This is a genomic window from Acinetobacter sp. WU_MDCI_Abxd143 (assembly GCF_025514195.1).
In the GTDB taxonomy this organism is placed as follows: Bacteria; Pseudomonadota; Gammaproteobacteria; order Pseudomonadales; family Moraxellaceae; genus Acinetobacter; species Acinetobacter pittii_H.
In genome coordinates this window covers 100810-125903 of record NZ_JAHPTH010000002.1, presented here as the reverse complement: position 1 = coordinate 125903, position 25094 = coordinate 100810, and the positions used below count along the sequence as shown (strand labels likewise).

The 25094-nt window shown below is 39.8% G+C and carries 24 protein-coding genes; 18 read left to right on the top strand and 6 right to left on the bottom strand.

The window, feature by feature from the left end; genetic code table 11:
* Positions 1-110 precede the first annotated feature (110 nt).
* A complete protein-coding gene (locus tag KTI79_RS05345; protein WP_079284142.1) occupies positions 111-770 on the bottom strand; it encodes an epoxyqueuosine reductase QueH in 660 nt (219 codons plus the stop codon).
* A 451-nt stretch (positions 771-1221) separates the two neighbouring features.
* Between KTI79_RS05345 and KTI79_RS05340 the strand changes: the two genes are divergently transcribed.
* The 4 genes from KTI79_RS05340 to KTI79_RS05325 all read left to right on the top strand — a co-directional run bounded on the left by KTI79_RS05340 (position 1222) and on the right by KTI79_RS05325 (position 4268).
* Positions 1222-1515, top strand: coding sequence for a hypothetical protein (locus KTI79_RS05340; RefSeq protein ID WP_032053546.1), 294 nt, complete (start codon positions 1222-1224; stop codon positions 1513-1515).
* A gap of 203 nt (positions 1516-1718) precedes the next feature.
* Positions 1719-2183, top strand: coding sequence for a redox-sensitive transcriptional activator SoxR (gene soxR, locus KTI79_RS05335; RefSeq protein ID WP_032053547.1), 465 nt, complete (start codon positions 1719-1721; stop codon positions 2181-2183).
* A 162-nt stretch (positions 2184-2345) separates the two neighbouring features.
* Positions 2346-2780, top strand: coding sequence for an I78 family peptidase inhibitor (locus KTI79_RS05330; RefSeq protein ID WP_057074789.1), 435 nt, complete (start codon positions 2346-2348; stop codon positions 2778-2780).
* Between the two features lie 552 nt (positions 2781-3332).
* The gene (locus tag KTI79_RS05325; protein ID WP_086375747.1) at positions 3333-4268 is read left to right on the top strand and encodes a dihydrodipicolinate synthase family protein; all 936 of its coding nucleotides are present in this window, start codon (positions 3333-3335) and stop codon (positions 4266-4268) included.
* A 54-nt stretch (positions 4269-4322) separates the two neighbouring features.
* On the opposite strand, the gene KTI79_RS05320 is transcribed toward KTI79_RS05325, so the two are convergent.
* On the bottom strand, positions 4323-5228 hold the full coding sequence (locus tag KTI79_RS05320; protein WP_032053550.1) for a DMT family transporter: 906 nt from the start codon (positions 5226-5228) through the stop codon (positions 4323-4325).
* A gap of 422 nt (positions 5229-5650) precedes the next feature.
* Between KTI79_RS05320 and KTI79_RS05315 the strand changes: the two genes are divergently transcribed.
* From KTI79_RS05315 to KTI79_RS05290, 6 genes are all read left to right on the top strand, one after another.
* Positions 5651-6334: a GntR family transcriptional regulator gene (locus KTI79_RS05315; RefSeq protein WP_000174668.1), complete on the top strand. Its 684-nt coding sequence runs from the start codon at positions 5651-5653 to the stop codon at positions 6332-6334.
* A gap of 169 nt (positions 6335-6503) precedes the next feature.
* Complete coding sequence (locus KTI79_RS05310) at positions 6504-7436, top strand: 4-hydroxyproline epimerase (RefSeq protein ID WP_032053551.1); 933 nt, start codon at positions 6504-6506, stop codon at positions 7434-7436.
* Positions 7433-8536 (top strand): NAD(P)/FAD-dependent oxidoreductase, encoded by a 1104-nt coding sequence (locus KTI79_RS05305; RefSeq protein ID WP_032053552.1) that lies wholly within the window; start codon positions 7433-7435, stop codon positions 8534-8536. The genes KTI79_RS05310 and KTI79_RS05305 overlap by 4 nt, the downstream gene beginning before the upstream one ends.
* A complete protein-coding gene (locus tag KTI79_RS05300; RefSeq protein WP_000615330.1) occupies positions 8537-8767 on the top strand; it encodes a (2Fe-2S)-binding protein in 231 nt (76 codons plus the stop codon).
* On the top strand, positions 8767-10029 hold the full coding sequence (locus KTI79_RS05295) for an FAD/NAD(P)-binding oxidoreductase (RefSeq protein ID WP_086375746.1): 1263 nt from the start codon (positions 8767-8769) through the stop codon (positions 10027-10029). Before KTI79_RS05300 ends, KTI79_RS05295 begins: the two co-directional genes overlap by 1 nt.
* 44 nt (positions 10030-10073) lie before the next feature.
* Positions 10074-10826 carry an AraC family transcriptional regulator gene (locus KTI79_RS05290; protein WP_009391034.1) on the top strand — a complete coding sequence of 251 codons (753 nt, stop codon included), beginning with the start codon at positions 10074-10076 and terminating at the stop codon, positions 10824-10826.
* 67 nt (positions 10827-10893) lie between these two features.
* Here KTI79_RS05290 and abaF read toward each other — a convergent pair whose 3' ends face one another.
* The 3 genes from abaF to KTI79_RS05275 all read right to left on the bottom strand — a co-directional run bounded on the left by abaF (position 10894) and on the right by KTI79_RS05275 (position 15649).
* Entirely contained in the window at positions 10894-12183 is a 1290-nt protein-coding gene (gene abaF, locus KTI79_RS05285; protein WP_086375745.1) for a fosfomycin efflux MFS transporter AbaF, read from the bottom strand.
* A gap of 161 nt (positions 12184-12344) precedes the next feature.
* On the bottom strand, positions 12345-13925 hold the full coding sequence (locus KTI79_RS05280; protein WP_000932296.1) for an aldehyde dehydrogenase (NADP(+)): 1581 nt from the start codon (positions 13923-13925) through the stop codon (positions 12345-12347).
* Positions 13926-14077: 152 nt separating this feature from the next.
* Positions 14078-15649 (bottom strand): APC family permease, encoded by a 1572-nt coding sequence (locus KTI79_RS05275; RefSeq protein ID WP_032053556.1) that lies wholly within the window; start codon positions 15647-15649, stop codon positions 14078-14080.
* Between the two features lie 449 nt (positions 15650-16098).
* On the opposite strand from KTI79_RS05275, the gene KTI79_RS05270 reads away from it, so the two are divergent.
* Entirely contained in the window at positions 16099-17478 is a 1380-nt protein-coding gene (locus KTI79_RS05270; RefSeq protein ID WP_032053557.1) for an L-serine ammonia-lyase, read from the top strand.
* Positions 17479-17521: 43 nt separating this feature from the next.
* Here the strand turns inward: KTI79_RS05270 and paaZ are convergent, their stop codons facing one another.
* Positions 17522-19624, bottom strand: coding sequence for a phenylacetic acid degradation bifunctional protein PaaZ (gene paaZ / locus KTI79_RS05265; RefSeq protein ID WP_032053558.1), 2103 nt, complete (start codon positions 19622-19624; stop codon positions 17522-17524).
* Positions 19625-19889: 265 nt separating this feature from the next.
* Here paaZ and paaA point away from each other — a divergent pair, with 265 nt between their 5' ends.
* The 7 genes from paaA to paaG are packed head-to-tail and all read left to right on the top strand — an operon-like array spanning position 19890 to position 25094.
* A complete protein-coding gene (gene paaA, locus KTI79_RS05260; protein ID WP_032053559.1) occupies positions 19890-20828 on the top strand; it encodes a 1,2-phenylacetyl-CoA epoxidase subunit PaaA in 939 nt (312 codons plus the stop codon).
* A gap of 32 nt (positions 20829-20860) precedes the next feature.
* On the top strand, positions 20861-21151 hold the full coding sequence (paaB, locus tag KTI79_RS05255; protein ID WP_000389648.1) for a 1,2-phenylacetyl-CoA epoxidase subunit PaaB: 291 nt from the start codon (positions 20861-20863) through the stop codon (positions 21149-21151).
* Between the two features lie 12 nt (positions 21152-21163).
* The gene (paaC, locus tag KTI79_RS05250) at positions 21164-21919 is read left to right on the top strand and encodes a 1,2-phenylacetyl-CoA epoxidase subunit PaaC (protein ID WP_086375744.1); all 756 of its coding nucleotides are present in this window, start codon (positions 21164-21166) and stop codon (positions 21917-21919) included.
* 16 nt (positions 21920-21935) lie between these two features.
* The gene (gene paaD / locus KTI79_RS05245) at positions 21936-22436 is read left to right on the top strand and encodes a 1,2-phenylacetyl-CoA epoxidase subunit PaaD (RefSeq protein WP_032053561.1); all 501 of its coding nucleotides are present in this window, start codon (positions 21936-21938) and stop codon (positions 22434-22436) included.
* Positions 22437-22459: 23 nt separating this feature from the next.
* Positions 22460-23521: a 1,2-phenylacetyl-CoA epoxidase subunit PaaE gene (gene paaE / locus KTI79_RS05240; RefSeq protein WP_000077460.1), complete on the top strand. Its 1062-nt coding sequence runs from the start codon at positions 22460-22462 to the stop codon at positions 23519-23521.
* A gap of 8 nt (positions 23522-23529) precedes the next feature.
* Positions 23530-24303 carry an enoyl-CoA hydratase-related protein gene (locus KTI79_RS05235; RefSeq protein ID WP_032053562.1) on the top strand — a complete coding sequence of 258 codons (774 nt, stop codon included), beginning with the start codon at positions 23530-23532 and terminating at the stop codon, positions 24301-24303.
* Positions 24303-25094, top strand: a complete 792-nt coding sequence (gene paaG / locus KTI79_RS05230) for a 2-(1,2-epoxy-1,2-dihydrophenyl)acetyl-CoA isomerase PaaG (RefSeq protein ID WP_032053563.1) — start codon at positions 24303-24305, stop codon at positions 25092-25094. The genes KTI79_RS05235 and paaG overlap by 1 nt, the downstream gene beginning before the upstream one ends.

The following is a 25094-nucleotide window of genomic DNA, read 5'->3' as shown; positions in this document are numbered from 1 at the left end:
CATCAAAGCTCAGTACAGTACACCTTTTGGCCACATTCTCCAGATGTGGCCTTTTTTTATTGGGAATAAATATAGCTTAGAATGAATTAATTTTTTAAGGAGAATAAGATTTAATCTTCTTCCATGGCATTACTATAGAACTTAACACCTAGTTTAATTCGGTCGCGACCATTACTCATACGCCAACGATTGGTGTCACGTAAAGAATATACACAACCACAATATTCCTGTTGGTAAAATTCCTCTCGTTTACTGATCTCAATCATTCGACTAGAGCCACCATTTTTGCGCCAGTTATAATCCCAATATTGAATATCTGGATAATTGGATGCTGCTCGAATTCCGCAGTCATTAATTTGGGCCATATTTTTCCAACGAGAAATTCCTAGCGAACTACTGATGAGACTAAAGCCGTGTTCATGTGCATAAAGGGCAGTTCGCTCGAAACGCATATCGAAACACATGGTACAACGAATACCACGTTCAGGTTCATTTTCCATACCTTTAGCTCGAGCAAACCAATTATCCGTATCATAATCTGCATCGATAAATGGAATATTATGCTTTTCTGCAAAACGAATATTTTCTTCCTTACGGATGAGATATTCTTTTACCGGATGAATATTAGGATTATAAAAAAATATCGAAAATTTAATTCCAGAATCAATCAATGCTTCCATGACTTCTCCTGAACAAGGAGCACAACAAGAGTGAAGTAATAATTGATCATGTCCAGATGGGAGTTCTAATTTTAAACGTTGAGTTGGCATAATAAAAAATTAAATTGCAATTCTAATAATTATATATTTTGTATTTAAATAATGTGAAATGAATTATTTTCAATTAAAAGTGAAATTAATTTAATGTTAAAAATAATTTATTACTCCATTTGGTATTAAGTTAAATATAATGAAATAAGTATATGTGAAATATTAAAATTAATTATATAACCGCATTTAATTTTTCTGCCTTTTATACTATGTAATAATATAAAATATATAAGAATTTTATATTTATAAAAATAATAAACCTAAAATTTTATTTGGTAAGTTGTTGATGTATCTAGATATAATCTGTAATTTTATGATTTTTATTTGTGATGTGCATCACAAATAAACCTTATTTTTTCAATTAAAATATTTCTTTAGATTTGTAGCTTTAATAAATCTATACTATAAAATTCAATGTGTTTTTAAACTTAAGCGTGTGATAATTTGAGATATGAAAGATTGGCAATGTAAGTATTGTAATGGTTACATTATGGTTAATCATTCAAAGATCAGCGTAGGAGAAAAAGTTTACTTTTTGGTATATAAATTTGATGCAAAGAATGAACGGAAAAAATTATATAAAAAGGGAATAGTAGTTGCTCGCTACGATAATATACTTCACATCGAGTCACGTAAAAAAACTTATAAAATCGATCAAGCTAAGGTCTATCCTCTAGGAGCACCAATGCCTTTTGTTTACAACATGTTTTGGATTTGCGGGTGCCCGTGTGCTCTACAAAATTAATTTCTTAAATTTAAATGTTAGCACCTCATTTTATAGATTTAACTGAATTAATAGTCTCATTAAATTTATCTTCTTAGGTTTTATCGAAAAGTTAAGACCATTAAACTCAGAAAAATGGCTTTTAGCAGTCAGGTTGGTTGGCTTATTTATTTGACAAAACACAGAGGCTCTCTTATAAACCTCGAGTAAAGTTGAGGTCAATTATGATAAATGAAAATAAAAAAGCTGACCCTAGTCGAGTTTTGACAGTGGGTGAGGTTGCAAAAAGGAGCGGGGTTCCTGTCTCAACGCTGCATTTTTATGAGGCGAAAGGGCTCATAAAAAGCCTAAGAACTAACGGTAATCAACGCCGTTTCCCATTAATCGTTTTAAGATATATTGCGATTATTAAAGTTGCTCAAAGAGTTGGGATTCCCTTAGATGAAATTAAATCAGCTCTTAGTGCCTATCCTATGGGAAGCAAATTAACAGCTAAACAGTGGAAAGAGTTATCAAGCCATTGGCGAAAAGATTTGGATGAGCGTATTCAAAAATTAACGAGACTACGCGATGAAATGGACTGGTGCATTGGCTGTGGTTGCTTGTCATTAGAGCAATGCCCTTTAAGAAATCCTGAAGATGTTTTAGGGCAAGACGGTTCCGGAGCACGAATTTTAGAAAGGCCTTAATTGCAATATTTTAATCATTGTTTTTAGAACAGAATATTTTAAATTCCAATCAATTAAAGAGTAGTTACTAGAATTGCTAAGAGAGTTTTTTATTGTAAACAAGACACATGAAACATGAATTTTTTTGATATCTTTAGTTTTTTTATTAAGAAGCAAAAATTTATGAAAAAAATTATCTTTCTTGGCTTAGCGCTTGTTTCGTTAACGGCTTGTTCATCTGCACAACATAAAGATTCAACTCCACCAAAAATTGGTTCACCAAACCCAGCTAGTCAATATTGTGTTGAACAAGGCGGGAAATTAGAAATTAGAAATGAAGCAAATGGACAGGTTGGGTATTGTCATTTACCAAACGGCCAAGTCGTTGAAGAATGGAAATTATTCCGTGATAATCAAGCGAACTGTGTAGCAGAAGAAGCTCAAAAATTGGTAGGTCAATCTGGCCTTACTGATGACCAAATTAAGCAAAAAACCCAATCGGAAATTGTGCGTAAAGTAGCTCCAGGTCAACCTATGACTATGGATTATCGTACAAACCGAGTTACAGTTACTATTGATCCTGCAACCAAGAAAATTACTCAGGCAACCTGTGGTTAATTAAGCTTTACTAAATTAAATCTTGAAATAAAAAGTCTGCTGAAATGCAGGCTTTTTTATTAAGTAATAAAAAAAGCCTCTAGCGGACTAGAGGCAGAAAACTTCAGATGCAAGAACAGGTGAATTATGCATCTGAGTTAAGTAGGTTGTATCAAACCATGTAAAGCACTTTACCAGTAAAAATGAATAAAAATAGGGAGGTGCGACTAATGGCTAATGTTCTGTGGTTGTTTTCTAATCATCTATATGTTCGAAATTAATTTCTATTTTCAGCTTAAATTTTTAATTCTAGATAATTTTTTCATCTCCATAATTTTAAAAAATAGGATTTAAATTTTGATTTTTAGTTCTTTTATTAAGATTACTCTTTGTTTTATATAAATTTTTATTAGGTTAAAGAATTTAAAGAGAAAGACTATTCTTTTTGTTGTATATCGTATACGATATATGAAGAATGATTAACAGCTATTAATCCCATTCCATAACTTTTGAGATGGATTAACTCGAAAGTACGACTACCCAGAGTTTTATTTATATTACTGAGGAATAATTATGAGTAATATCTTCACAGGATGTATCCCGGCGTTAATGACCCCATGTACTCCTAACCGTGAGCCAGATTTTGACGCGCTTGTGAAAAAAGGGCATGAGCTGATTGAAGCGGGCATGAGTGCGGTAGTGTATTGTGGTTCTATGGGTGATTGGCCTTTACTAACCGAAGCTCAACGTCAAGAAGGGGTGGCACGACTTGTTGCTGCTGGCATTCCTACAATTGTTGGTACTGGTGCAGTTAATTCAAAAGAAGCAGTTTCTCATGCAGCTGATGCAGAAAAAGTCGGTGCACAAGGACTTATGGTTATTCCACGTGTATTATCACGCGGTGCATCACCAACTGCACAAAAAGCTCACTTTTCTGCAATTTTAAAAGCAGCGCCAAGCTTACCTGCAGTGATTTACAATAGCCCCTATTATGGATTTGCGACTCGTGCAGATTTGTTCTTTGAATTGCGCCGTGAATTTCCAAACTTAATTGGTTTTAAAGAATTTGGCGGTGCTGCCGATATGCGTTATGCAGCTGAGTTCATTACTTCACAAGATGATTCAGTCACCTTAATGGCAGGTGTAGATACTCAAGTTTTCCATGGTTTCGTAAACTGTAACGCAACGGGTGCGATTACCGGGATTGGTAATGCTTTACCTAAAGAAGTTTTACAGTTGGTTGACCTGAGTAAGAAAGCCGCAGCAGGCGATGCAAAAGCCCGTCGTTTAGCGCAAGAGTTATCAAGTGCATTAGAAGTTTTATCTTCTTTTGACGAAGGAACGGATCTTGTTCTGTACTATAAATATTTAATGGTACTTAACGGTGATAAAGAATATACCTTACATTTTAACGAAACGGATGCATTGAGTGAATCACAACGTAAATACGTTGAAACTCAGTATGAACTTTTCCGTACTTGGTATCGTAACTGGTCAGCTGAAATCTAAGAAAATATGTATAAAAAAAAGAGGCTAATGATTGAGCCTCTTTTTTTATTTCTATTATTTTTTTGTGAGAACAATAACGCAGAGAAAAATTAGAATTAAACCCAAGTAACTATGCATTGTTAAACTTTCGCCTACTACAACAACTGCTAATAATGCTGCAACTGGAATCTCAACCAAAGCTAATGTCATAGCTTGACTGGCTGGAATTCGTTTAAGGCCAAAACTAAAAAATAAATAGCCCAAAAACATAGGAACAATCGGAATATAAATTGCAACCCAGAGATTTGTTGGGTAATCAAAAAGGTTTTGTGCAGTAATCAATAATGTAGGTAGTAACAGAACTGCGGAGATACCAAAAATCACTCCCATGGCAGCTCTTGAGTCGACATCTTGGCGAATTAGGTTTCTCATTATCCAAGAATATGTTGCATAGCTCAGGCTAGAAAGTAAGCCAAAAAATACCCCTAGAATACGATCAGATTGTACGACTTGATGCTGTGCATGATCTCCTGCATAAGAGAGTAAAATAATGCCTAAAAAACCAAGAATGAAACTGATGAGCCATTTCAAAGAAAGTTTTCGTTTATCTAAAATCCATTCCAAAAGCACTGAAAACAAAGGTGCACAGCCAATAGAAATCACGGTGCCAATCGAAACACCCGCTAAAGAGACAGATGAATAAAATGCAAATGGACAAAGAATTGAAACGACAACGGCAATAAAGATTTGAGACTTATAGTTAAATAGTTTTTGATAATTCTTTTTAATGGCTTTTAAGCTTAAAAATGTATGAATTAATCCACCGAAGCCCACAGAAATGGTAGCAATTACAAGTGGACTAATGCCTTTTGCAAAAGATGCCGCTGTACCTGCTGTACCCCATAGAAAAGCAGCAAATAGTACAGATAAGAAACCCGTATAATAATTCAGCGAAAATTTTGCTTCTGTTGGCGTACTCATATGAAGTGACTCAAACTTTAAAAGTTTTATGCAGCATGATTTTTACAAGACAAAAAAATTTATCTTGCAAGGAATAACTCAGCTCAATGGATAGGAATTTTTTGACAGTTACCCGTCAAGAGAACAGGGTAGTATGCGGGTATTTATTATGATTTGCTTGGTTAAATACAATAAAATGATGACGATTTCAGCATAGTCTAATAATAGTTTTGTGAATTAAATGGTATAAAGTATACTTTAACTATTAATGCAGTTAAAAATTATTAGCTCCAAAAAATAGAGAAAATAAATTTTAGCAGCATTGAAATAAAGGTAAGCCGTGCCGGAAAAAGTGCTTGAAAAGCAATGATTTCATTATGGTGGATGAATAAAAATGATCATCCTTTTAATTTGTGTCATATTTTGAGGTTAAGAGAATATTCGTGACGCTACCATCTTTTAATGTATCAAATCTTGGTGCAATGCCTTCGGTATCTGAAGTTATTGTCAAATATATTAGAGAAGCAATTATTGCAGGGCATATTGCTGAAGGTGAGCCTATTCGTCAGGATGAAATTGCTAAACTATTTAATGTCAGCAAAATTCCCGTGCGTGAAGCTTTAAAGCAACTTGAAGCCGAAGGCTTAGTGGAGTTTATAAAAAATCGCGGTGCAATTGTGACCCGAATCTCTGAAGAAGAATTAGCTCAGATTTTTGAAGTCCGAGTGATGTTGGAAACGAAGCTGATTCAGCTCGCCGTGCCGAATATGACAGAAGAAACTTATAAAAAGGCAGATGAAATTTGTAATGCCTTTATCGATAACATGGATATTGGAAGCTGGACCACATTAAATTGGCAGTTACATGCATGCCTTTATGAACCAGCACAGCGGCCTTATATGCTCGGATTAATTCGTTCGATTTACGATAAAATTGAGCGCTATTTAAGATTACAAATGAATGTTTCCGAAGGCAAATCGCGTGCAAATGATGAGCACAAAGAAATTGTGAAAGCCTGTAAAGCCAAGGATGTTGATTTGGCGGTTAAGTTAATTGAAGAGCATATTAATGGTGTTTGCCAATCACTTTATGAGCACTTACCTCACCATAAAAATGTGAAAAAATAAGCGCTGCATTCTTTATCATTTCAATTAGGCCAATGGCCTAATTTTTTTGTCTTTATTTTTGAAGAAGCATGTTTTCACTATGCTGATTTCGTCATCGTTTTATAAGAAAACGATCAAGCTTGCTGTTTTGAGATCAGTCATCCTAGAAAAAAAATGTAAGGATACTTCTATGAAAACAGTAAAAATTTTGGACTCTCATACTGGTGGTGAACCAACCCGATTAGTGCTTGAAGGTTTTCCTGATTTAGGCACAGGAGATATGGAAAGTCGCCGAAAAATATTATCAGAACAATATGACCATTTCCGTCGAGCAACCATGTTAGAGCCACGCGGTAATGACGTTTTGGTTGGAGCATTATTGTGTAAGCCAGTAAATCCTAAAGCGAGCGCGGGTGTTATTTTCTTTAATAACACAGGCTACCTAGGCATGTGTGGTCATGGCACGATTGGTTTGGTGGCTTCGTTAGCACACTTGGGACAAATACAAGTAGGTACACATTTAATTGAAACTCCAGTAGGTGATGTTGAAGCGACACTACATGAAGATCATTCAGTGAGTGTGCGAAATGTACCTGCATATCGTTATAAAAAAGCGGTTGAAGTTGATGTCGAAAAATATGGAAAGGTCTCTGGTGATATTGCATGGGGAGGGAACTGGTTTTTCTTGATTAATGACCATGGTCAGCGTGTCGCAAGTGATAATTTGGATCAACTGACTGACTATGCATGGACGGTTAGACAAGCGCTTACGGCACAAGGAATAACCGGTAAAGATGGGCAAGAAATTGACCATATCGAATTATTTGCAAGTGACACCGAAGCAGACAGTAAAAATTTCGTGCTTTGTCCAGGCAAGGCCTATGACCGTTCACCGTGTGGAACTGGAACGAGTGCGAAAATTGCTTGCTTGGCCGCAGATGGCAAACTTGAGCCAGGAAAGTTATGGAAACAAGCCAGCATTATTGGTAGCCAGTTTATTGCCTCGTATGAGCAAGCAGAGGAATATGTGATTCCAACCATTCGTGGTGAAGCTTACATGAGTGCCGAAGCAACTTTATTTATGGATGAAAATGACCCATTTGCTTGGGGTATTCAGCTATGAGAACCGATGCCATCGTCATTGGGGCAGGCATTGTAGGTGCGGCATGTGCTTATGAATTGGCTCGACAAGGGTTAAATGTGCAAGTTTTGGATGCTCGGATCGGTGGTGCAACAGCCGCGGGCATGGGGCATTTGGTCATTATGGATGACTTGGAAGCCGAATTAAAACTTAGTCATTGGTCAGTTCAGCTATGGCATGAATTAGGACACGAGCTTTCGGAAGACTGTGCCTATCGCCAAACGCCAACTTTATGGCTGGCAAGTAGCCCAGAAGAAATGCAAATTGCTGAGGAAAAATATCAACGTCTCACTGCACAAGGCGTCCGTTGCCAACTTCGAAACGCAGATGAAGTTCATCAGCTTGAACCTCACTTAAAGCAGGGTATTTATGGTGGTTTAGAAGTTTTTGATGATGGAATTTTATATGCACCTTGTGCTGCTGAATGGTTATTAAAAAAATTTCCCCACAAGGTTCAGGTTCAACAAGCTAAAGTTATTCATATTGAAGAAAATCGGGTTCAGTTAAGTGATGAAACATGGCTAGAAGCTGCGCATATCGTTTTGGCTAACGGTATTCATGCGACAGATTTTTTTCCAGAGCTACCGATTGAACCTAAAAAAGGTCATTTGGCGATTACCGATCGTTATCCCGAATTAAATGTAAAACATACATTAGTGGCTTTGGCTTATGCGGCCAGTACTCAAGCGACAAGTGGAATTTCGGTGGCTTGTAATATTCAGCCTAGGCCGACGGGCCAGCTTTTTATTGGGTCATCTCGTCAGTTCAATACGGTTGATCCGACCGTGGAGCCGGAAGTCTTTACTCGTGTGCTTAAAGAAGCTGCCGATTATTTTCCAGCTTTGGCTGATCTTAATGTTATTCGGGCATGGACTGGCTTTCGTGCTGCTACTCCAGATGGTATTCCAGTAATTGGACGACATCCTGCATTTCAATCGGTTTATTTAGCGGTAGGCCATGAAGGATTAGGTGTAACCACAGCAACAGGGACAGCAAGACTTATTGCTTCACATGTGTGTGGATTAACTTTTGATATAGATCCTGAACCTTTTTTACCTCATCGCTTTATAGGAGCTGCATAGATGATTCAGCTTTTTATTAACGGACAATCGGTTTCTGTGATTGAGGGTACCAGTGTTGCTGCTGCTTTAGCACAAGCGAAGTCTTATAGCCGTTTGTCTGTCTGTGGTGAAAAACGTACTCCATTTTGTGGAATGGGAGTTTGTCAGGAATGCCGTGTCAATATTAATGGACTCAGAGTACTTGCTTGTCAGACGCTGTGCCAGCAAGACATGAAAGTGGAAACACAATAATGGAAAAACAATACGATGTGGTGGTTGTCGGTGCTGGGCCTGCAGGGTTGTCAGCTGCTATTGCAGCCGCCGAAAGTGGCGGGCGAATTTTAATATTGGATAATAACCCACAGGCGGGCGGTCAAATCTGGCGCGCTGGACCGATTTTCCCTGTACCTGAAATGGCGCAGCAGAAATATCAACAAATTAAGGCTCATTCTAATATTGAATTTATGTTTGGTGCGAAAATTGTCGCCGCACCTTTTGCAGGCCAATTGCTTGTTGAGCGACCTCATGACAGCCTAAACTTGTCTTATCGCCAGCTTATATTGTGTACGGGAGCAAGAGAACTGTTTTTGCCTTTTCCCGGTTGGACTTTACCTGGCGTAATAGGGGCAGGTGGTTTGCAAGCCTTAATTAAAGCAGGCACACCTGTCAAAAATGAACGCATTGTGATTGCAGGTTCCGGGCCATTACTTTTAGCAAGTGCGGATACAGCAAAAAAAGCAGAGGCTCAAGTTCTCTATGTTGCTGAACAGGCGGCTTCATCTTCCGTTCGTAAGTTTGCACTACAACTTTGGCGTTGGCCTGCGAAAATAATACAGGCGTTATCTTTGCCTCATCGTTTATATCAACCTGACAGTTATGTGGTTGAGGCGATTGGTCAGGAGCGTCTTGAACGAGTAAGGCTACAAACGCCGAAAGGAATCATTGAAATTGAGTGTGATCGACTCGCGTGCGGGTTTGGTTTAGTCCCGAATACTCAATTAGGGCAGTTAATGGGTTGTCAAATTAAGGACAATGCGATTACGGTCGATGACTATCAACGTACATTACAGCCACAGGTGTGGGCAGCAGGTGAGTGTACAGGTTTTGGCGGAAGTGAGCTGGCGATGGTTGAAGGTAGCATCGCAGGTTATGCAGCTATAGGCCAAAATGAAAAAGCGAGACAATTATTTGCTCAAAGACAACGGTATCGTTTATTTGCACATCTCCTTGAGAAAAGCTTTAAGTTACGTGCTGAGTTAAAAACGCTTGCACGCCCAGAAACTATTTTTTGTCGATGTGAAGATGTAACTTTTGATAAAGTTGCCGAGCGTAATAGTTGGATTGATGCAAAATTACATACACGCTGTGGAATGGGAGCATGTCAGGGAAGTACATGTGCAACAGCAGCAGCCTGCCTATTTGATTGGCAGTTGCCTAACTCTAGACCACCATTACTGCCTACTCGTGTAAAAAGCCTCATGGCGATGTCTACTTCTCCTTTAAATCAAAAATGAAATGTTCTAGAGTAGACAAGTTATAACTTTGTCCGCTCTAGCTCATGACTTTGGTTCAAATTCCGAAATTAACTACCACTTTGGAAGATTTCTTAAAAAATCTGGAAAGTATAGAACCATTGTTTGATGCTTTATCTTCGGTGGTGTTTTTCATTAAAAACATCGAAGCGCGCTATGTGTTTGTCAATCAAACGCTTGTAAACCGCTGCGGTCTAAAAGATAAATCTGCTTTGATTGGGAAAACTTCAGAAGAGGTTTTTCCTCATTCCCTCGGAAAAATATATACATCGCAAGATTTACAAGTCATTCGCCGTGGTAAAAAATTAACAGAGCAATTAGAGCTGCATTTATATGCAAAGAACCAGTCGGGTTGGTGTTTGACTTATAAAGAACCATTATTTGATGCGGATGGAAATTTAGTAGGAATAGCGGGTATTTCTAATGATTTAAATGTGCCTGAGAATACACATCCTGCTTTTTATAAGATGGTTCAGGTGGAGGAATATATTAAAAAGAATTATGCCGAAACCATTACTTTGGCACACTTAACCGCAATTGCTGGTGTGTCGGTGGCTCAGTTAGAGCGTTATTGCAAAAAAATATACCATTTAACGCCTCGGCAAATGATAAGCAAAATTCGTCTTCAAGTCGCTACTGAACTACTAGCGACTGACTTACCGATTACTCAAATTGGTTTGCGCTGTGGTTATACTGACCATAGTGCTTTTTGTCGTCAGTTTAAGTTACATACAGGTATGTCGCCTACCTTGTATCGCGCTTCGATCAAAAATATTTAGGTAAAAAAAATTGGGTTGTATAGAACAACCCAAATCATTATTAAGCGCTTAATTTAGATGTTAAAGCTTAATCTTTAAAAGCAAGTGATCGGCCTTTGGTTTCTTTCACCAGCAAAATTGAAACAATAGAAATTAGGCTTGCAACAACTAAATATAAAGAAATTGGAACCGAGCTATTAAATTCTTTGAGTAATGTTAAGGCAATTAAGGGAGCAAGCGAACCTGCCATAATTGGCGCAACTTGATAACAAAATGAAAGCGCCGTATAGCGGATGTGAGTTGGAAATAACTCAGTCATTAACGCAGAGTAAGGCGAGTAGGTCATGGACTCAATAAATAAACCAAGCACAATTGCTAACATAATGAGCCAGTCATTGCCTGTATCCATTAAAGGAAAGCCGACAAAACCCCAAAAAGCAGTAAGTACAGCCCCAATAAGATAAATCGGTTTGCGGCCAAATATATCGCTTAAATGCCCCATAAAAGGAATAATAAAGAAATGGATCAGATGAGCGCCAAACATGAGCAGTAAGATCTGCGAAGTATCTTTATGGACGACCAACTTTAAATAACTGATCGAAAAAGTAACCACCATATAGTACAAAATGTTTTCTGCGAATCTGGCACCTATACCCGCAATAACAGATTTCTTATGATATTTTAAAACCTCAATAATCCCGAGTTGTTGCTTTTCAAGAAGCTGTTGTTTGGCTTGTGCTTCTTTAAATACTTCGGCATCGTCTACATTTTTTCGAATCCATAAACCAATTAGTACCACGACTGCCGAAAACCAAAATGCACAGCGCCATCCCCAATCTAGAAATTGTTCGGGCGAAAGGTTTTTTGAAAGTAATAATAAAACCAGTGTGGCTACTAAATTCCCGAGCGGTACACCAGTTTGTGGCCAGCTTGCCCAATAACCTCTGCGATCATCTGGACTGTGCTCTGAAACTAAAATAACTGCGCCGCCCCATTCACCACCAAAAGCAAAACCTTGAATTAAACGCAGTATCACTAGGAGTGTAGGAGCCCAATAGCCAATTTGATGAAAGGTCGGAATACAGCCCATTAAAAAAGTAGTTATACCGACAATAATCAGGCTAATTTGCAATAATTTCTTGCGACCAATTTTATCGCCGTAATGGCCAAATACGAGGCCACCAATAGGTCTTGCTAAAAAACCAACGGCATAGAGGGCAAATGCTGCCAAAATACCATCTATAGCATTACCCGTTTGTTGAAAGAAAAGTTCGCCAAAGACAAGGGCAGAAGCAGTTCCATATAGGAAAAACTCATACCATTCTGCTACGGAGCCAACCATGGAGGCCGCTACAACCTTTTTTAGTGTTGTCGTCATATACCAATATCCTTATTTAAAAATATGTTACGCATTGATTTGATGAAGCATCTTGCTATTCATTTTTTGCACTTTTTTATTTGAATAATGTGTGATTACGTTGTGAGGTTTTGATCTAAATAAAAAGGAGTTCATCACTTGGATAAACTCCTTTAAAAATATTAAAGAGCAGCTTTACTCATTTCACCATTGACTAAACGCGCAATACCAAGCGGATTGGCATTTTGAAGGGCGAGTGGCAATAAGTGATCTGGATAGTTTTGGTAGCATACTGGACGTAAATAACGCTCGATTGCTAAGGTTCCTACTGATGTACCGCGTGCATCTGAAGTTGCAGGATAAGGCCCGCCGTGTACCATGGCATCACAGACTTCAACGCCTGTTGGGTAACCATTTAGAAGTAAACGTCCTGCTTTTTCTTCAAGTAACGGAATAAGGGTCGCGAAGTTTTCAAAATCTTGCGGTTCGGCAATTAAAGATGCTGTAAGTTGACCACGTAGGCCATTTAAAGCTTGAGCGAGCTGCTCTGCCGATTCAACTTCAATCACAATCGTCGTTGGGCCGAACACTTCTTCTTGAAGTAATTCATCATGCTCGAGTAAAAGAGATACATCGGCTTTAAAGAGCTGAGGATAGGCTTGCGGACCTTGTTGGGGTTGACCCGCTAAATGCTCAATTTTGTCATGTGCGAGTAATTCTTTAAGACCATGCTCGTAGCTTCTTAAAGTGCCTTTGTTAAGCATGGTTTGTGGCGGTTGCTGAGCCATTGCAGCCTTGAAATGGTCAAGGAATTGGCTAAATTCCGGTGATTTAATTCCAATAATTAAACCCGGGTTGGTACAGAACTGACCGCAGCCTAAAACCACTGAACCACTAAGTTCGGTCGCAATTTTATCACCACGCACTTTTAGAGCTTCGGGTAATAAAATCATTGGGTTAATGCTCGACATTTCGGCAAAAACAGGAATGGGTTCAGGACGTGCGGCAGCTAAATCGCATAGAGCACGACCACCTTTGAGTGAACCTGTAAATCCAACAGCTTTAATTGCTGGATGTTTTACCAGTGGCTCACCGACACCTTGACCATAAATCATGCTAAAGATACCTTTTGGCATAGCGCATTTCTCAATCGCACTACAAATGGCATTTGCAATTGATTCGGCTGTTGCCATGTGACCGCTATGAGCCTTCACAATAACTGGGCATCCAGCCGCAAGTGCTGAAGCAGTATCGCCACCAGCAGTAGAAAAGGCGAGAGGGAAGTTACTTGCACCAAATACGGCAACTGGTCCAACACCGATTTTATATTGACGTAAATCTGGACGTGGAAGTGGCTGGCGCTCAGGCAAAGCCAAATCAATACGGGCACCTAAATAGTCACCACGGCGTAATACTTGAGCAAATAGGCGTAATTGACCTGTGGTCCGCCCACGTTCACCGCGGATACGCGCTTCCGGTAAGGCAGTTTCTTGACAGACTGTCGCAATAAACTGGTCATCAAGCGCATCAATTTCACTGGCAATCGTTTCTAGAAAAACAGCGCGTTGTTCTGGCGTAGTTTGTCTAAAAGCCGGATAAGCCAATGCAGCTGCTTGAGCTGCCTGATCAATTTCTTCAGGAGTTGCTTGAGCAAACTGATAGGGTAATGCTTCATCTGTTGCAGCATCGTAGCTTAAGACAAACTTACTGCCTGCACTTGAACGTTGACCTGCAATAAAATTTTGACCAGTAATATTTAACATTATCAACCTCACTTGAGAGTGAACGTCAAAAGTGGTTCTTCTGACGTTGGAGAGTTATCAAAGCGAAGGTTTCACATTTGAAAATATTGTATTTTGTATACGTTATTAATCAAAAGAAAACCTTAACTTATATGTGTTTAAGCAAGCAATTGCTAAGCTTCATCGTCATTTTTAATCAGTGCTTTTGGTAAACCTGAGCGTATACCCCAGTAATAGCAGCCGAGGGAAATCACCATCACTAATAGGGTGTCAAATGGTGCTGCTAATAGGTGTGTTGCACCGTCACCGAAGCTGCCAAGGTAAGAGGCAAGAATCATTAAAATGTAGTAAACAAGGAGCCATGCTGAGGACTTTAACTGTTGGGCAAGGCTGACTTCTTGGGTTGGCACGTAGCGTTTGAAAATGACGTAGAGTGCAAACAACACGATTTGTGCGCCTAATAACCATGAAATGACATTCCAACCAGACCAATACACAATAAAAGAAGCAATCACAAAAGCCAGTGGGCCAAGAACAGTAAATCCTTTTACATAGAATGGACGCTCAAGCTCAGGAGCATTACGGCGTAAAGCACCCACTGTGACAGGAGCAAGGGCATAACTTAAAACTAACGCTGCCGAAACTACGGAAATTAATTTATCCCAAGATGGAAACGGCATGGTCCAAAATACTGAAAGTGCAAACGTTAACCATAACGCATAACGTGGAATACCTGATTTTGGATCTACACGCGTAAAAATACGGAAGAATGTATTACTGTTTGACCATGCATAAATAACACGTGGAGTTGCAGCCATATAGATATTACCGCAGCCAGACGGGGAAATAATGGCGTCTGAAACTACTAACAGTGCTAACCATCCCAAACCTAATAACATGGCAATGTCACGGTAAGGTAATGGAAACTTGTCACTAAGTCCTGACCAACCATTTGCTAACATATCGGTAGGTACTGCACCCAAGAAAGCGACTTGAAGCACTACATAAATAATCGTTGCCAAAACAACAGATAAGATGAGTGCAAAAGGAATTGTAAATTGAGGACGCTTTACTTCACTGGCTACCGAAATAATCGGCGTTAAACCCAAATACGCAAAAATAATACCACCAGCAGATACTGCACCTTGTACGCCGTGAGCACCCATCGGAGCAAACTCCGTCATTGAAAAGTTTGCAGGTTTAAAATGGTATAGAAGTGCAACCATGACTAAAACCGGAACAGCAAATTTCAATGCACTAATAAGGTTGTTGGCAATTGCAAAGGTCTTTACGCTGTAATAGTTCAATGCAAAAAATACGCATAAAAGTGCAAACTGAAACAACCATCCAATGGTAGTTGGAGTTCGAACACCATCATGTATGGCGGTAAGAGAAGGGAACCATGCTGCTGCATATTCGCGGGCAGCGACGACTTCAATTGCAATTAAACTTGAAAAGGCAATGACGGTCACAGAACCCAATAAATATCCTTGTAATGGGCCATGTGAAAATACGGGATAACGGATAATACCGCCTGCTCGGGGTAAGGCTGCGCCTAACTCACAATAAATAATTCCCAGAATTAAAACGGCAAAGCCCCCAATAATCCATGACAATATACCCGCAGGGCCGGCTTGAGAGGCCACATGACTTGCTGAAAATAACCATCCTGAACCGAAAATGGCGCCTAAGCCAATGAATGTAAGATCCATTAGAGATAACTGTTTTTTAAACTGACTTGTCATTACGTTTTCCTTAACGACAGAACTATTGTTCTTTCATATATCGTATACGATATATGGTTATTGGTAAATAGGGGAATTTTTATTCTATTTATGGGCAATGAATGATTTAAATACTATGTAAATGTTTGTTTTTAATTGATTTTAAATAGTTTAAATTTCAAGTAAATAACTTGAAAACCAAATATTTTTTATAAAAAATTGGCAAAGGTTTGTGATTTTATTTGCTCAAAAGAACAATTCTTCAATATTGGTTGAGTCATTTACCATTTAAATTAATGGAAAATTCAATTTTTTAAAAAGGCTGTATTAGCAATTGATTGTGTTGTTTTTAGGCAATGAACCATTTATTTTCAGTGCGTTATAGATGGCTTAATGATAATTTTAGAGCTATCCGAAAGGACACAATAATGACGAACATACGAATAATAATGAATCGAAGGTAGGACCACGTGTTTATTAGTGTATTTGATCTTTTTAAAATTGGCATCGGCCCATCTAGCTCCCATACAGTTGGACCAATGCGTGCGGCATACAGTTTTGTGGAAGATTTATTGAAGCAAGACGATTTACAAGTAACGGTTAGAGTTCAGGTGAAGTTATACGGTTCACTGTCGGCAACCGGTGTCGGTCATGCGACAGATAAGGCTGTTCTGTTAGGTTTAATGGGTTTTGACCCTGAACATATTGATACTCAAGTAAGCACAAGCTTGATTGAAGATGTTCTTGAAAATAAAGCCATCCAGCTTAATCAGCAAAAAACTATTTCGTTTGACTATAAGCATGATGTGCTTTTTTTAGATGAATCTTTGCCTTATCACCCCAATGCAATGGAACTGATTGCGTATAATGAGGCTCAAGAAATTTTATATGCAGAAACTTACTATTCGGTTGGGGGGGGCTTTATTGTTAGCCAAAGACAATTAGCACACACCCAAACTGAAACAAACGACGTTAAGGTTCCATATCCATTTCACAGTGCGGCTGAACTTTTAAGCTTATGTAGAACTCATCATTTATCAGTGAGCGAGTTAATGCTTGAAAATGAAAAAAGCTGGCGTAGTGAAGCTGAGATTCGTAGCAAGATTATGGAAATCTGGAAAGTGATGCAGCAATGTATTCACAATGGATTAATTAATGAAGGCATATTACCGGGCGGTTTAAACGTAAAACGTCGGGCTAAAAAAATTCACGATAAGTTATTAAATAAGAAAAACTCAAACCTGATTGTGACGACTTTTCATGCGATGGAATGGGTCAATTTATTTGCCTTAGCGGTAAATGAAGAAAATGCTGCTGGCGGTCGAGTAGTGACGGCACCTACAAATGGGGCCGCAGGAATTATTCCGGCAGTTTTATATTACTACGTGACTTTCTCTAAAGACTTTTCCGAAGATAAAGTGGTTCGTTTCTTTTTAAGTGCGGCAGCCGTTGGCATTTTATGTAAACTCAATGCTTCTATTTCTGGTGCAGAAGTAGGGTGTCAGGGAGAAGTCGGCTCGGCATGTGCAATGGCTTCGGCAGGTTTAGCCGAAATCTTAGGTGCCTCACCTGAGCAAGTGGAGCATGCGGCTGAAATTGGGCTTGAACATAATTTAGGGTTAACGTGTGACCCGATTGGTGGTTTGGTTCAGGTGCCTTGCATTGAACGAAATGCAATTGCAGCCGTAAAAGCCATTAATGCAGCCCAAATGGCACTTCATGATGACGATGAACACTTTGTCACACTAGATAAAGTCATTCAGACTATGAAGGAAACAGGTAAAGATATGTCTGAGAAATATAAAGAGACTTCAAAAGGTGGTCTCGCTGTTAACGCCATTGAGTGTTAAAAAAATGAGATGGGGACGAGGTGACCCCATCTCATTTTAAACATTAAGCCTCGCGAGCAACTAAAGTTAAAATGTCGTAAGTTGCGACAAGTTCACCGCGTTGGTTTTTGACTTTAATATCCCATACCACAACGCCATGTGCAGGCTGAGACGGGTCTTTTTGTGGTTTAGGTGTTTTTTGTTTACAGGTGAGTTCAACTTGGATTGAGTCACCAATTTTAACCGGTTCAACAAAACGTAAGTTGTCCATACCATAATTGGCAATCACAGGACCTTGTGCTGCATCTACAAATAGACCTGCTGCGGCAGACACAATGAAATATCCATGTGCCACACGTTCACCAAAGAAAGACTCGGCAGCTGCGATTTTGTCGATATGTGCATAGAAGTAGTCACCACTTAAACAAGCAAAATTGACAATATCTGCTTCAGTCACTGTACGACGCGCTGTTAATAAACGCTCACCAATCACTAACTCATCAAAAGACTTTTTAAATGGATGTACGCGGTCTTCATTAACTTTTGAGCCAGCAGTCCATGAATGGGTAATTTGTGTCAGACTGTTTGGAGAGCCTTGAATTGCTGTGCGCTGCATATAATGTTTAACCGCGCGAATACCCCCTAACTCTTCACCGCCACCAGCACGACCAGGACCGCCGTGTACTAAATGTGGAAGTGGTGAACCATGTCCTGTACTTTCTTTTGCCGATTCTGCATCGAGTACATGCACACGTCCATGCCAAGGCGCAATTTTTTGAATAATCTGCTCAATATTCTCATCGTTATTTTTAACGACAGAAGCCACTAAGCTACCTTCACCACGTGAAACAAGGTCAGCTAGTTCTTCAATGTTTTGATATGGCATGAGTGTACATACCGGACCGAAAGCTTCCGTGGTATGAACATTCGTCGCTTGTAAAGGCTGTTCGCACACCAATAAAGTTGGAGCGAAAAAAGCACCTTTTTCAGGATGATCTGCATTAAATGTAAAGCTATCGTTGCCACCAAAAACAATTTTTGCATCTTTGCTGAGTTCGGCAACTTTTTCTGCAACGTCATGTTTTTGTTTAATGCTCGCTAAAGCCCCCATGGTAGTTTCTTCTTTTTGAGGGTCGCCCACCACAACTTTAGCAAGTTTGGCAGTCAGCTTCTCTTGTACAGTCGCTAACAAGTTTTCAGGAACAAATGCACGACGAATTGCAGTACATTTTTGGCCTGCTTTTGTAGTCATTTCACGGAAGACTTCACGCACATATAAATCGACAGTTTCTTCATTTGCCTCAGGGCTTAAAATTGCACTGTTTACCGAGTCAGCTTCCATACTAAATGGAATCGAATATTTATTGAGGTGAGGGTGGTTACGTAGTTTTTGACCTGTATAAGCAGAACCTGTAAAGGTCACACAGTCTTGTGGGCCTAACTGTTCTAACAGGTCATAAGTCTGACCGCAAATCAGTTGTAGTGAGCCTTTTGGTAATACATGTGTTTCCTCAATGGCTTTTACAACCGCTTGAGTTAATTGAGAACCATCGGTTGCAGGTTTCACAATACATGGCACGCCTGCAAGTAGCGTCGGTGCAATCTTTTCAAGCATTCCCCAAATTGGGAAGTTAAAAGCATTAATGTGAACGGCAACACCTGCTTTAGGACTTAAAATGTGTTTAGCGCCGAAAGTGCCATTTTTAGATAATTGAATCCAGCTGTCTTCGGTAATAATTTTTTCGTCATTGAGTTCACGACGAACCAGACTCGAATAGGCAAATAATGTCTGGATGCCACCTTCAATATCAATCCATGCATCTTTACGAGTTGCACCTGTCGTATAGGCAAGTTTGTAGAACTCTTCTTTGCGCTCAAGTAAATATTGGGCAATCTGTTTTAATGCATTTGCGCGTTGGTGAAACGTCCAGTTAGCCAGTTCTGAACCATTTTGTTTGGCATATTGAACAACACGTTTCATATCTATGCCATGACTACTTACGGCATAAATCGCTTCACCTGTAATGGCATGATAAACAGGGCGTAGTTCTTCACCCGTCGAATGCCATGTTCCATAGACATAAGAAGCAAGATGAGGCAGTTGATGCTCAGACTGCTGAAAATCTGTGTCAGTTGAGGTTCCTTCTAGGTGTGCTTGTTCAAGCATGACCAAACTCCTTTTTTATTTGATACATCAATTATAAAAATTGCAAAAATATGATTCATAATTTCAGATTAATTTGTATAAAAGTCAACTTTATTTTGATTTTTAAAAGTAAAAAAGTTTTTTACATTTAACTTAATTTTATGAATTTCAATGGCTTGAATTGTTTTATTGTTATAGATTTAATTTGATACTAAAAAATTAGTTGACTTTGTTTTTTGTGTATCGAAAAATAGATTTAAGGGTGATACCTACAGGGAATGAAAGAATGGAAAACAATTACCAGAAATTTGAACAAAATATTGCCAATGAAATTACGATTGAGGCTAAGGATCAAATGCCCGATGCCTACCGCAAAACATTGATTCGTCAAATTGGGCAACATGGCCATTCTGAAATTGTAGGTATGTTGCCTGAAGGAAACTGGATTACTCGTGCACCAACTTTAAAACGTAAAGCGGTTTTGCTCGCAAAAGTACAAGATGAAGCGGGTCATGGTTTATATCTATACAGTGCAGCAGAAACCTTAGGTGCTGACCGTGATGACATGATGGAAAAGTTGATTAATGGGAAAATGAAATACTCATCAATCTTTAACTATCCAACTTTGACTTGGGCAGATGTCGCTGCAATTGGTTGGCTTGTCGATGGGGCAGCCATTGTTAACCAAGTTGCGCTTTGCCGTACGTCTTACGGGCCATATGCACGTGCGATGGTACGTATTTGTAAAGAAGAAAGTTTCCACCAACGCCAAGGTTTTGAAGCCATGATGGCTTTGGCAGGCGGCACGCCAGAACAAAAACAGATGGCGCAAGATGCGGTAAATCGCTACTGGTGGCCTGCACTGATGATGTTTGGTCCAAGTGATGAGCATTCTCCAAACAGCGCGCAAAGCATGGCGTGGAAAATCAAACGCTTTAGTAACGATGAATTACGTCAAAAATTTGTTGATAACACCGTACCACAAGTGTTGCAACTTGGCTTGGAAGTACCGGACCCACATTTAAAGTTCAATGAAGAAACAGGCCACTATGAGTTTGGCGAGATTGATTGGCACGAATTTAATGAAGTGATTGCCGGACGTGGACCATGTAATCACGAGCGTATCGAAGCACGCCGTAAAGCATGGGAAAATGGCAAATGGGTTCGTGATGCAGCAGTGGTCTACGCGAAAAAACAGCAGCTTGAAGCGAACAAAGTGGCTTAACAAGATTTATGGAAAAATTTGAGGAAATCAAAATGGAAGATAAAAACAACTGGTCGCTCTACGAAGTATTTGTGCGTAGTAAACAAGGCTTAAGCCACCGTCACGTAGGCAGCTTAAGAGCACCTGATGATGAAATCGCACTACAACATGCTCGTGATGTTTATACGCGCCGTAATGAAGGAATTAGCATTTGGGTGGTTCGTTCAGAACTGATTAAGTCATCACAACCAGATGAAAAAGCTGAATTTTTCGATCCTTCTTTAGACAAGGTTTATCGTCATCCGACTTTTTACCATATCCCAGATGGCATTGAGCACATGTAAGGGGAATGGCAAATGAATCATTCAGTTTTATCTAAATTCTTATTACATATTGGCGACAGTCAACTAGTTTTATCTCAGCGTTTGGCTGAATGGTGCGGGCATGCACCTGAGCTTGAAATTGATATTGCCTTAGCAAATATCGGCTTGGACTTGTTAGGTCAAGCAAGAAACTTTCTAACGTTGGCTGGTCAATATGATGAAGCTCAACGTGATGAAGACCAGCTTGCGTATTTCCGTACAGAACGTGAGTTTTTAAACCTATTGTTGTGCGAACAACCCAATGGTGACTTTGCACAAACGATAGTACGCCAATGGTTGATGGACCATTACCATCTTCATTTATTTACGGCTTTAACGCAAAGCTCACTTCCTGAATTAAGCGCGCTTGCTGTCAAATCTTTAAAAGAAGTGAAGTATCACATCCGCTTTTCGACAAGCTGGATGGAACGTTTAAGTTTAAGCACAGATGAAGCGCATCAACGTGTGCAAGATGGTTTAAATAATTTATGGCGCTTTACCGCTGAGTTATTTGAATTGAGTGCAGACGAAAAAGCATTAGTTGCAGAAGGCGTGATTCCAGATTTTTCAAATGAAAAAGAACAATGGAACCAAACCATTGCAGATGAACTTAAGCGTTTTGAATTAAATGTTGCTGTGAACGGTGCTTATCGCCGTGGTGCGAAACAAGGATTGCATACCGAGTATTTGGGTTATTTGTTGGCTGAAATGCAATGTATTCAAAGAACTTATCCGGGAATGACCTGGTAAGACAAGGAGGTGAGCCATGCAAATGATTCGTCATTGCATCGACCAATGTTGGGATGTTCTACAAACGGTCAGTGACCCTGAAATTCCGGTTTTATCAGTTGTCGATTTGGGCATGATTCGCGGTGTAGAGATTAACGATCAACAAGAAATTATTGTTCGTCTAACTCCAACATATAGCGGTTGTCCAGCAACAGATATGCTCAAAGCACAAATTGTTGAGGCATTTACCGCAGAAGCTTTGACACCGGTCAAAGTCATGGTCGATTTATCAGAAGCATGGACCACGGACTGGATGTCTGAAGCAGGGAAAAAGAAACTGCAAGATTATGGCATTGCACCACCAGAAGGGTTGGCGCATCAGTGTGGAACTCACGTTCATTTAAATGATGGTGTTGAGTGCCCACGTTGTAAAAGCCGACATACCCGACTGTTAACAGAGTTTAGTTCTACCGCCTGTAAAGCACTTTATAAATGTCAGGACTGTCTTGAGCCTTTTGATTACTTCAAATGTATTTAAGTCTTTAGATAAGGAAATCAGCCATGAGCCAATTTGTACCATTAAAAGTAAAAAGTATTACACCGCAAACCGATCAGGCAATTTGTATTGCATTTGACGTTGTACCTGAACAACAAGAACAATTTCAATTTCAACCGGGGCAACACTTAACCATTCGCCATTTAACCGAAGCGGGTGAAATCCGCCGTTGCTATTCAATTTGTAGCTATGCGGGCAAAGAAGACATCAGTATTGCGGTTAAAAAAATTGATCAGGGTCAATTTTCAAACTGGGCAAATGACCATTTAAAAGTAGGCGATGTACTTGAAGTGATGCCACCACAAGGTGTGTTTTTCCAAAAAGCAGCCAAGATGGGTGGACAAAACTATTTAGGCGTTGCTGCGGGTAGTGGTATCACGCCAATTTTATCAATTATTAAACAAGTTTTATTTGAACAACCTGAAGCTAACTTTACCTTGCTCTATGGCAATCGCTCATGGAAACAAACCATGTTTGCCGAGCAAATTATGGATTTGAAAGATCAGTTTAAAGAACGCTTTCAACTCATCAATATTTTTTCTCGTGAGTTCAACGATAGTGAACTGATGAACGGTCGTATTGATGCAGAAAAGCTTAAGCAACTTTTTGATTTTGAAGTGCTTGAAACAAATTTCGACCATGTTTTTGCCTGCGGCCCGGACGAAATGATGAATGCCGTAGAAAATACTTTACCGAACTTTGGTATTGCCAAAGAGCGCATTCACACCGAACGTTTCCATACAGGGCAAGCGCGTAAACGTAGTGTTGAAGCGGATGCAAACCGTAAAGAAGAAAAAGTAAACATCATTTTAGATGGCCGTGAGCTGATTGTTTCTGTGGCTCAAGATGATGAAAGTATTCTTGATGCGGCTTTACGTGCTGGTGCTGATTTGCCGTACGCATGTAAAGGTGGGGTGTGTGCGACCTGTCGCTGTAAGGTGCTTTCAGGCGAAGTCGACATGTTCCTTAACTATAGTCTTGAAGAAGATGAAGTTGAAAAGGGCTATGTGCTGAGCTGTCAGACCTTACCAAAAGGCTCAAATGTTCGCTTGAGTTTTGATGAATAGAGGCTGTCATGCAAGAGTTGATCAAAGCCAGTACAGCTGCTGACGGTGTTTTGTTATTAACCCTAAACCGTCCAGAAAAAAGAAATGCTTTAAACAATGCAACATTGCAGTGTTTATGCGAGTTGCTCGAAGAAGCTGAACATAATGCTCAAATCAAAGCAGTGGTTTTAACAGGTAACGCTCAGTGTTTTGCGGCTGGAGCAGATCTTAATGAGTTGGCTGCAATGGATGCCGTGTCTTTGCAACTCGATATTCGCCCGAAGCTTTGGCAAAAAATTGATGCGTTTAGTAAGCCACTGATTAGTGCAGTGAATGGCTATGCCTTAGGCGCTGGGTTCGAGTTGGTTTTGCATTCAGATATGGTGATTTGCGGTGAAAATGCCCGTTTTGCACTACCTGAAATTGGCCTTGGCATGTTGCCGGGTGCAGGCGGAACGCAGCGTTTAGCGCGCTTGGTAGGACAACAACTTACCATGCGCTGGGCCATGACAGGTGAAATGATTTCGGCAAAACAAGCCGAGCAACATGGCATTTGCAGTCAAGTGGTTCCGACCGAATTAACCGTTGAATATGCGGTTCAACTTGCAGCCAAAATTGCGAAACAAGCGCCTTTAGCGATTCGCGTGATTAAACAATCAATTAAAAGTATTCATGAAACAACATTAAGTCAGGGACTCAAGTTTGAACGTCAAAACTTTGTCTGGCTGGCGGCTACAAAAGATCGAAACGAAGGGATTAATGCTTTCTTTGAGAAAAGAAAGCCAGTGTTTAGAGGTGAGTGATGGACTATCAAAATATTATTGCTGAAGAAAAAAATGGTGTTGGCTACCTGACATTTAATCGCCCAAAAGCACTGAATAGCTTTAACGTTGATATGCACCGTGAAGTGGCTGAGGTTTTAAACCAGTGGACTAAAAATTCGGATGTTCGCTGTGTTGTGATTAGTGGTGAAGGCCGCGGCTTCTGTGCAGGGCAAGATTTAGGTGATCGTGTAGTAGACCCAAATGCTGAAGCTCCAGATTTAGGATATTCCATTGAAACTTACTATAACCCGCTCATTAAAACGATTGTAAATATGCCAAAGCCTGTGATTTGCGCCGTAAATGGCGTGGCAGCAGGTGCAGGGGCAAATATTGCACTGGCATGTGATTTGGTGATTGCAGCTAAATCGGCAAACTTCGTACAAGCATTTTGCCGCTTAGGTTTGGTTCCAGACTCTGCGGGTACATGGTTTTTACCACGTACTGTAGGTCATGCGCGTGCTATGGGATTGGCTTTGTTAGGTGACAAGCTCCCAGCAGAAACCGCAAAAGAATGGGGCATGATTTGGGATGTGGTTGAAGATACTGAACTTAAAACAAAAGTGACTGAACTCGCTGAACGTTTAGCGAAACAACCTACATTTGGTCTATCTCTCATTAAAAAAGCCATTCATCAATCAAGCAATAACACCTTTGATGAGCAAATGCTGTTAGAGCGAGATTTACAACGTATTGCGGGTCGCTCCGAAGATTATCGTGAAGGGGTACAAGCCTTTATGAATAAACGTGAACCAAATTTTAAAGGGCGCTAA

What these genes read in the sequence shown, in the direction of transcription:
- KTI79_RS05345 (WP_079284142.1), bottom strand. Translation starts at nt 770, where the DNA reads ATGCCAACTCAACGTTTAAAATTAGAACTCCCATCTGGACATGATCAA.
- KTI79_RS05340 (WP_032053546.1), top strand. Translation starts at nt 1,222, where the DNA reads ATGAAAGATTGGCAATGTAAGTATTGTAATGGTTACATTATGGTTAAT.
- soxR (WP_032053547.1), top strand. Translation starts at nt 1,719, where the DNA reads ATGATAAATGAAAATAAAAAAGCTGACCCTAGTCGAGTTTTGACAGTG.
- KTI79_RS05330 (WP_057074789.1), top strand. Translation starts at nt 2,346, where the DNA reads ATGAAAAAAATTATCTTTCTTGGCTTAGCGCTTGTTTCGTTAACGGCT.
- KTI79_RS05325 (WP_086375747.1), top strand. Translation starts at nt 3,333, where the DNA reads ATGAGTAATATCTTCACAGGATGTATCCCGGCGTTAATGACCCCATGT.
- KTI79_RS05320 (WP_032053550.1), bottom strand. Translation starts at nt 5,228, where the DNA reads ATGAGTACGCCAACAGAAGCAAAATTTTCGCTGAATTATTATACGGGT.
- KTI79_RS05310 (WP_032053551.1), top strand. Translation starts at nt 6,504, where the DNA reads ATGAAAACAGTAAAAATTTTGGACTCTCATACTGGTGGTGAACCAACC.
- KTI79_RS05305 (WP_032053552.1), top strand. Translation starts at nt 7,433, where the DNA reads ATGAGAACCGATGCCATCGTCATTGGGGCAGGCATTGTAGGTGCGGCA.
- KTI79_RS05300 (WP_000615330.1), top strand. Translation starts at nt 8,537, where the DNA reads ATGATTCAGCTTTTTATTAACGGACAATCGGTTTCTGTGATTGAGGGT.
- KTI79_RS05295 (WP_086375746.1), top strand. Translation starts at nt 8,767, where the DNA reads ATGGAAAAACAATACGATGTGGTGGTTGTCGGTGCTGGGCCTGCAGGG.
- KTI79_RS05290 (WP_009391034.1), top strand. Translation starts at nt 10,074, where the DNA reads ATGACTTTGGTTCAAATTCCGAAATTAACTACCACTTTGGAAGATTTC.
- abaF (WP_086375745.1), bottom strand. Translation starts at nt 12,183, where the DNA reads ATGACGACAACACTAAAAAAGGTTGTAGCGGCCTCCATGGTTGGCTCC.
- KTI79_RS05280 (WP_000932296.1), bottom strand. Translation starts at nt 13,925, where the DNA reads ATGTTAAATATTACTGGTCAAAATTTTATTGCAGGTCAACGTTCAAGT.
- KTI79_RS05275 (WP_032053556.1), bottom strand. Translation starts at nt 15,649, where the DNA reads ATGACAAGTCAGTTTAAAAAACAGTTATCTCTAATGGATCTTACATTC.
- paaZ (WP_032053558.1), bottom strand. Translation starts at nt 19,624, where the DNA reads ATGCTTGAACAAGCACACCTAGAAGGAACCTCAACTGACACAGATTTT.
- paaA (WP_032053559.1), top strand. Translation starts at nt 19,890, where the DNA reads ATGGAAAACAATTACCAGAAATTTGAACAAAATATTGCCAATGAAATT.
- paaB (WP_000389648.1), top strand. Translation starts at nt 20,861, where the DNA reads ATGGAAGATAAAAACAACTGGTCGCTCTACGAAGTATTTGTGCGTAGT.
- paaC (WP_086375744.1), top strand. Translation starts at nt 21,164, where the DNA reads ATGAATCATTCAGTTTTATCTAAATTCTTATTACATATTGGCGACAGT.
- paaD (WP_032053561.1), top strand. Translation starts at nt 21,936, where the DNA reads ATGCAAATGATTCGTCATTGCATCGACCAATGTTGGGATGTTCTACAA.
- paaE (WP_000077460.1), top strand. Translation starts at nt 22,460, where the DNA reads ATGAGCCAATTTGTACCATTAAAAGTAAAAAGTATTACACCGCAAACC.
- KTI79_RS05235 (WP_032053562.1), top strand. Translation starts at nt 23,530, where the DNA reads ATGCAAGAGTTGATCAAAGCCAGTACAGCTGCTGACGGTGTTTTGTTA.
- paaG (WP_032053563.1), top strand. Translation starts at nt 24,303, where the DNA reads ATGGACTATCAAAATATTATTGCTGAAGAAAAAAATGGTGTTGGCTAC.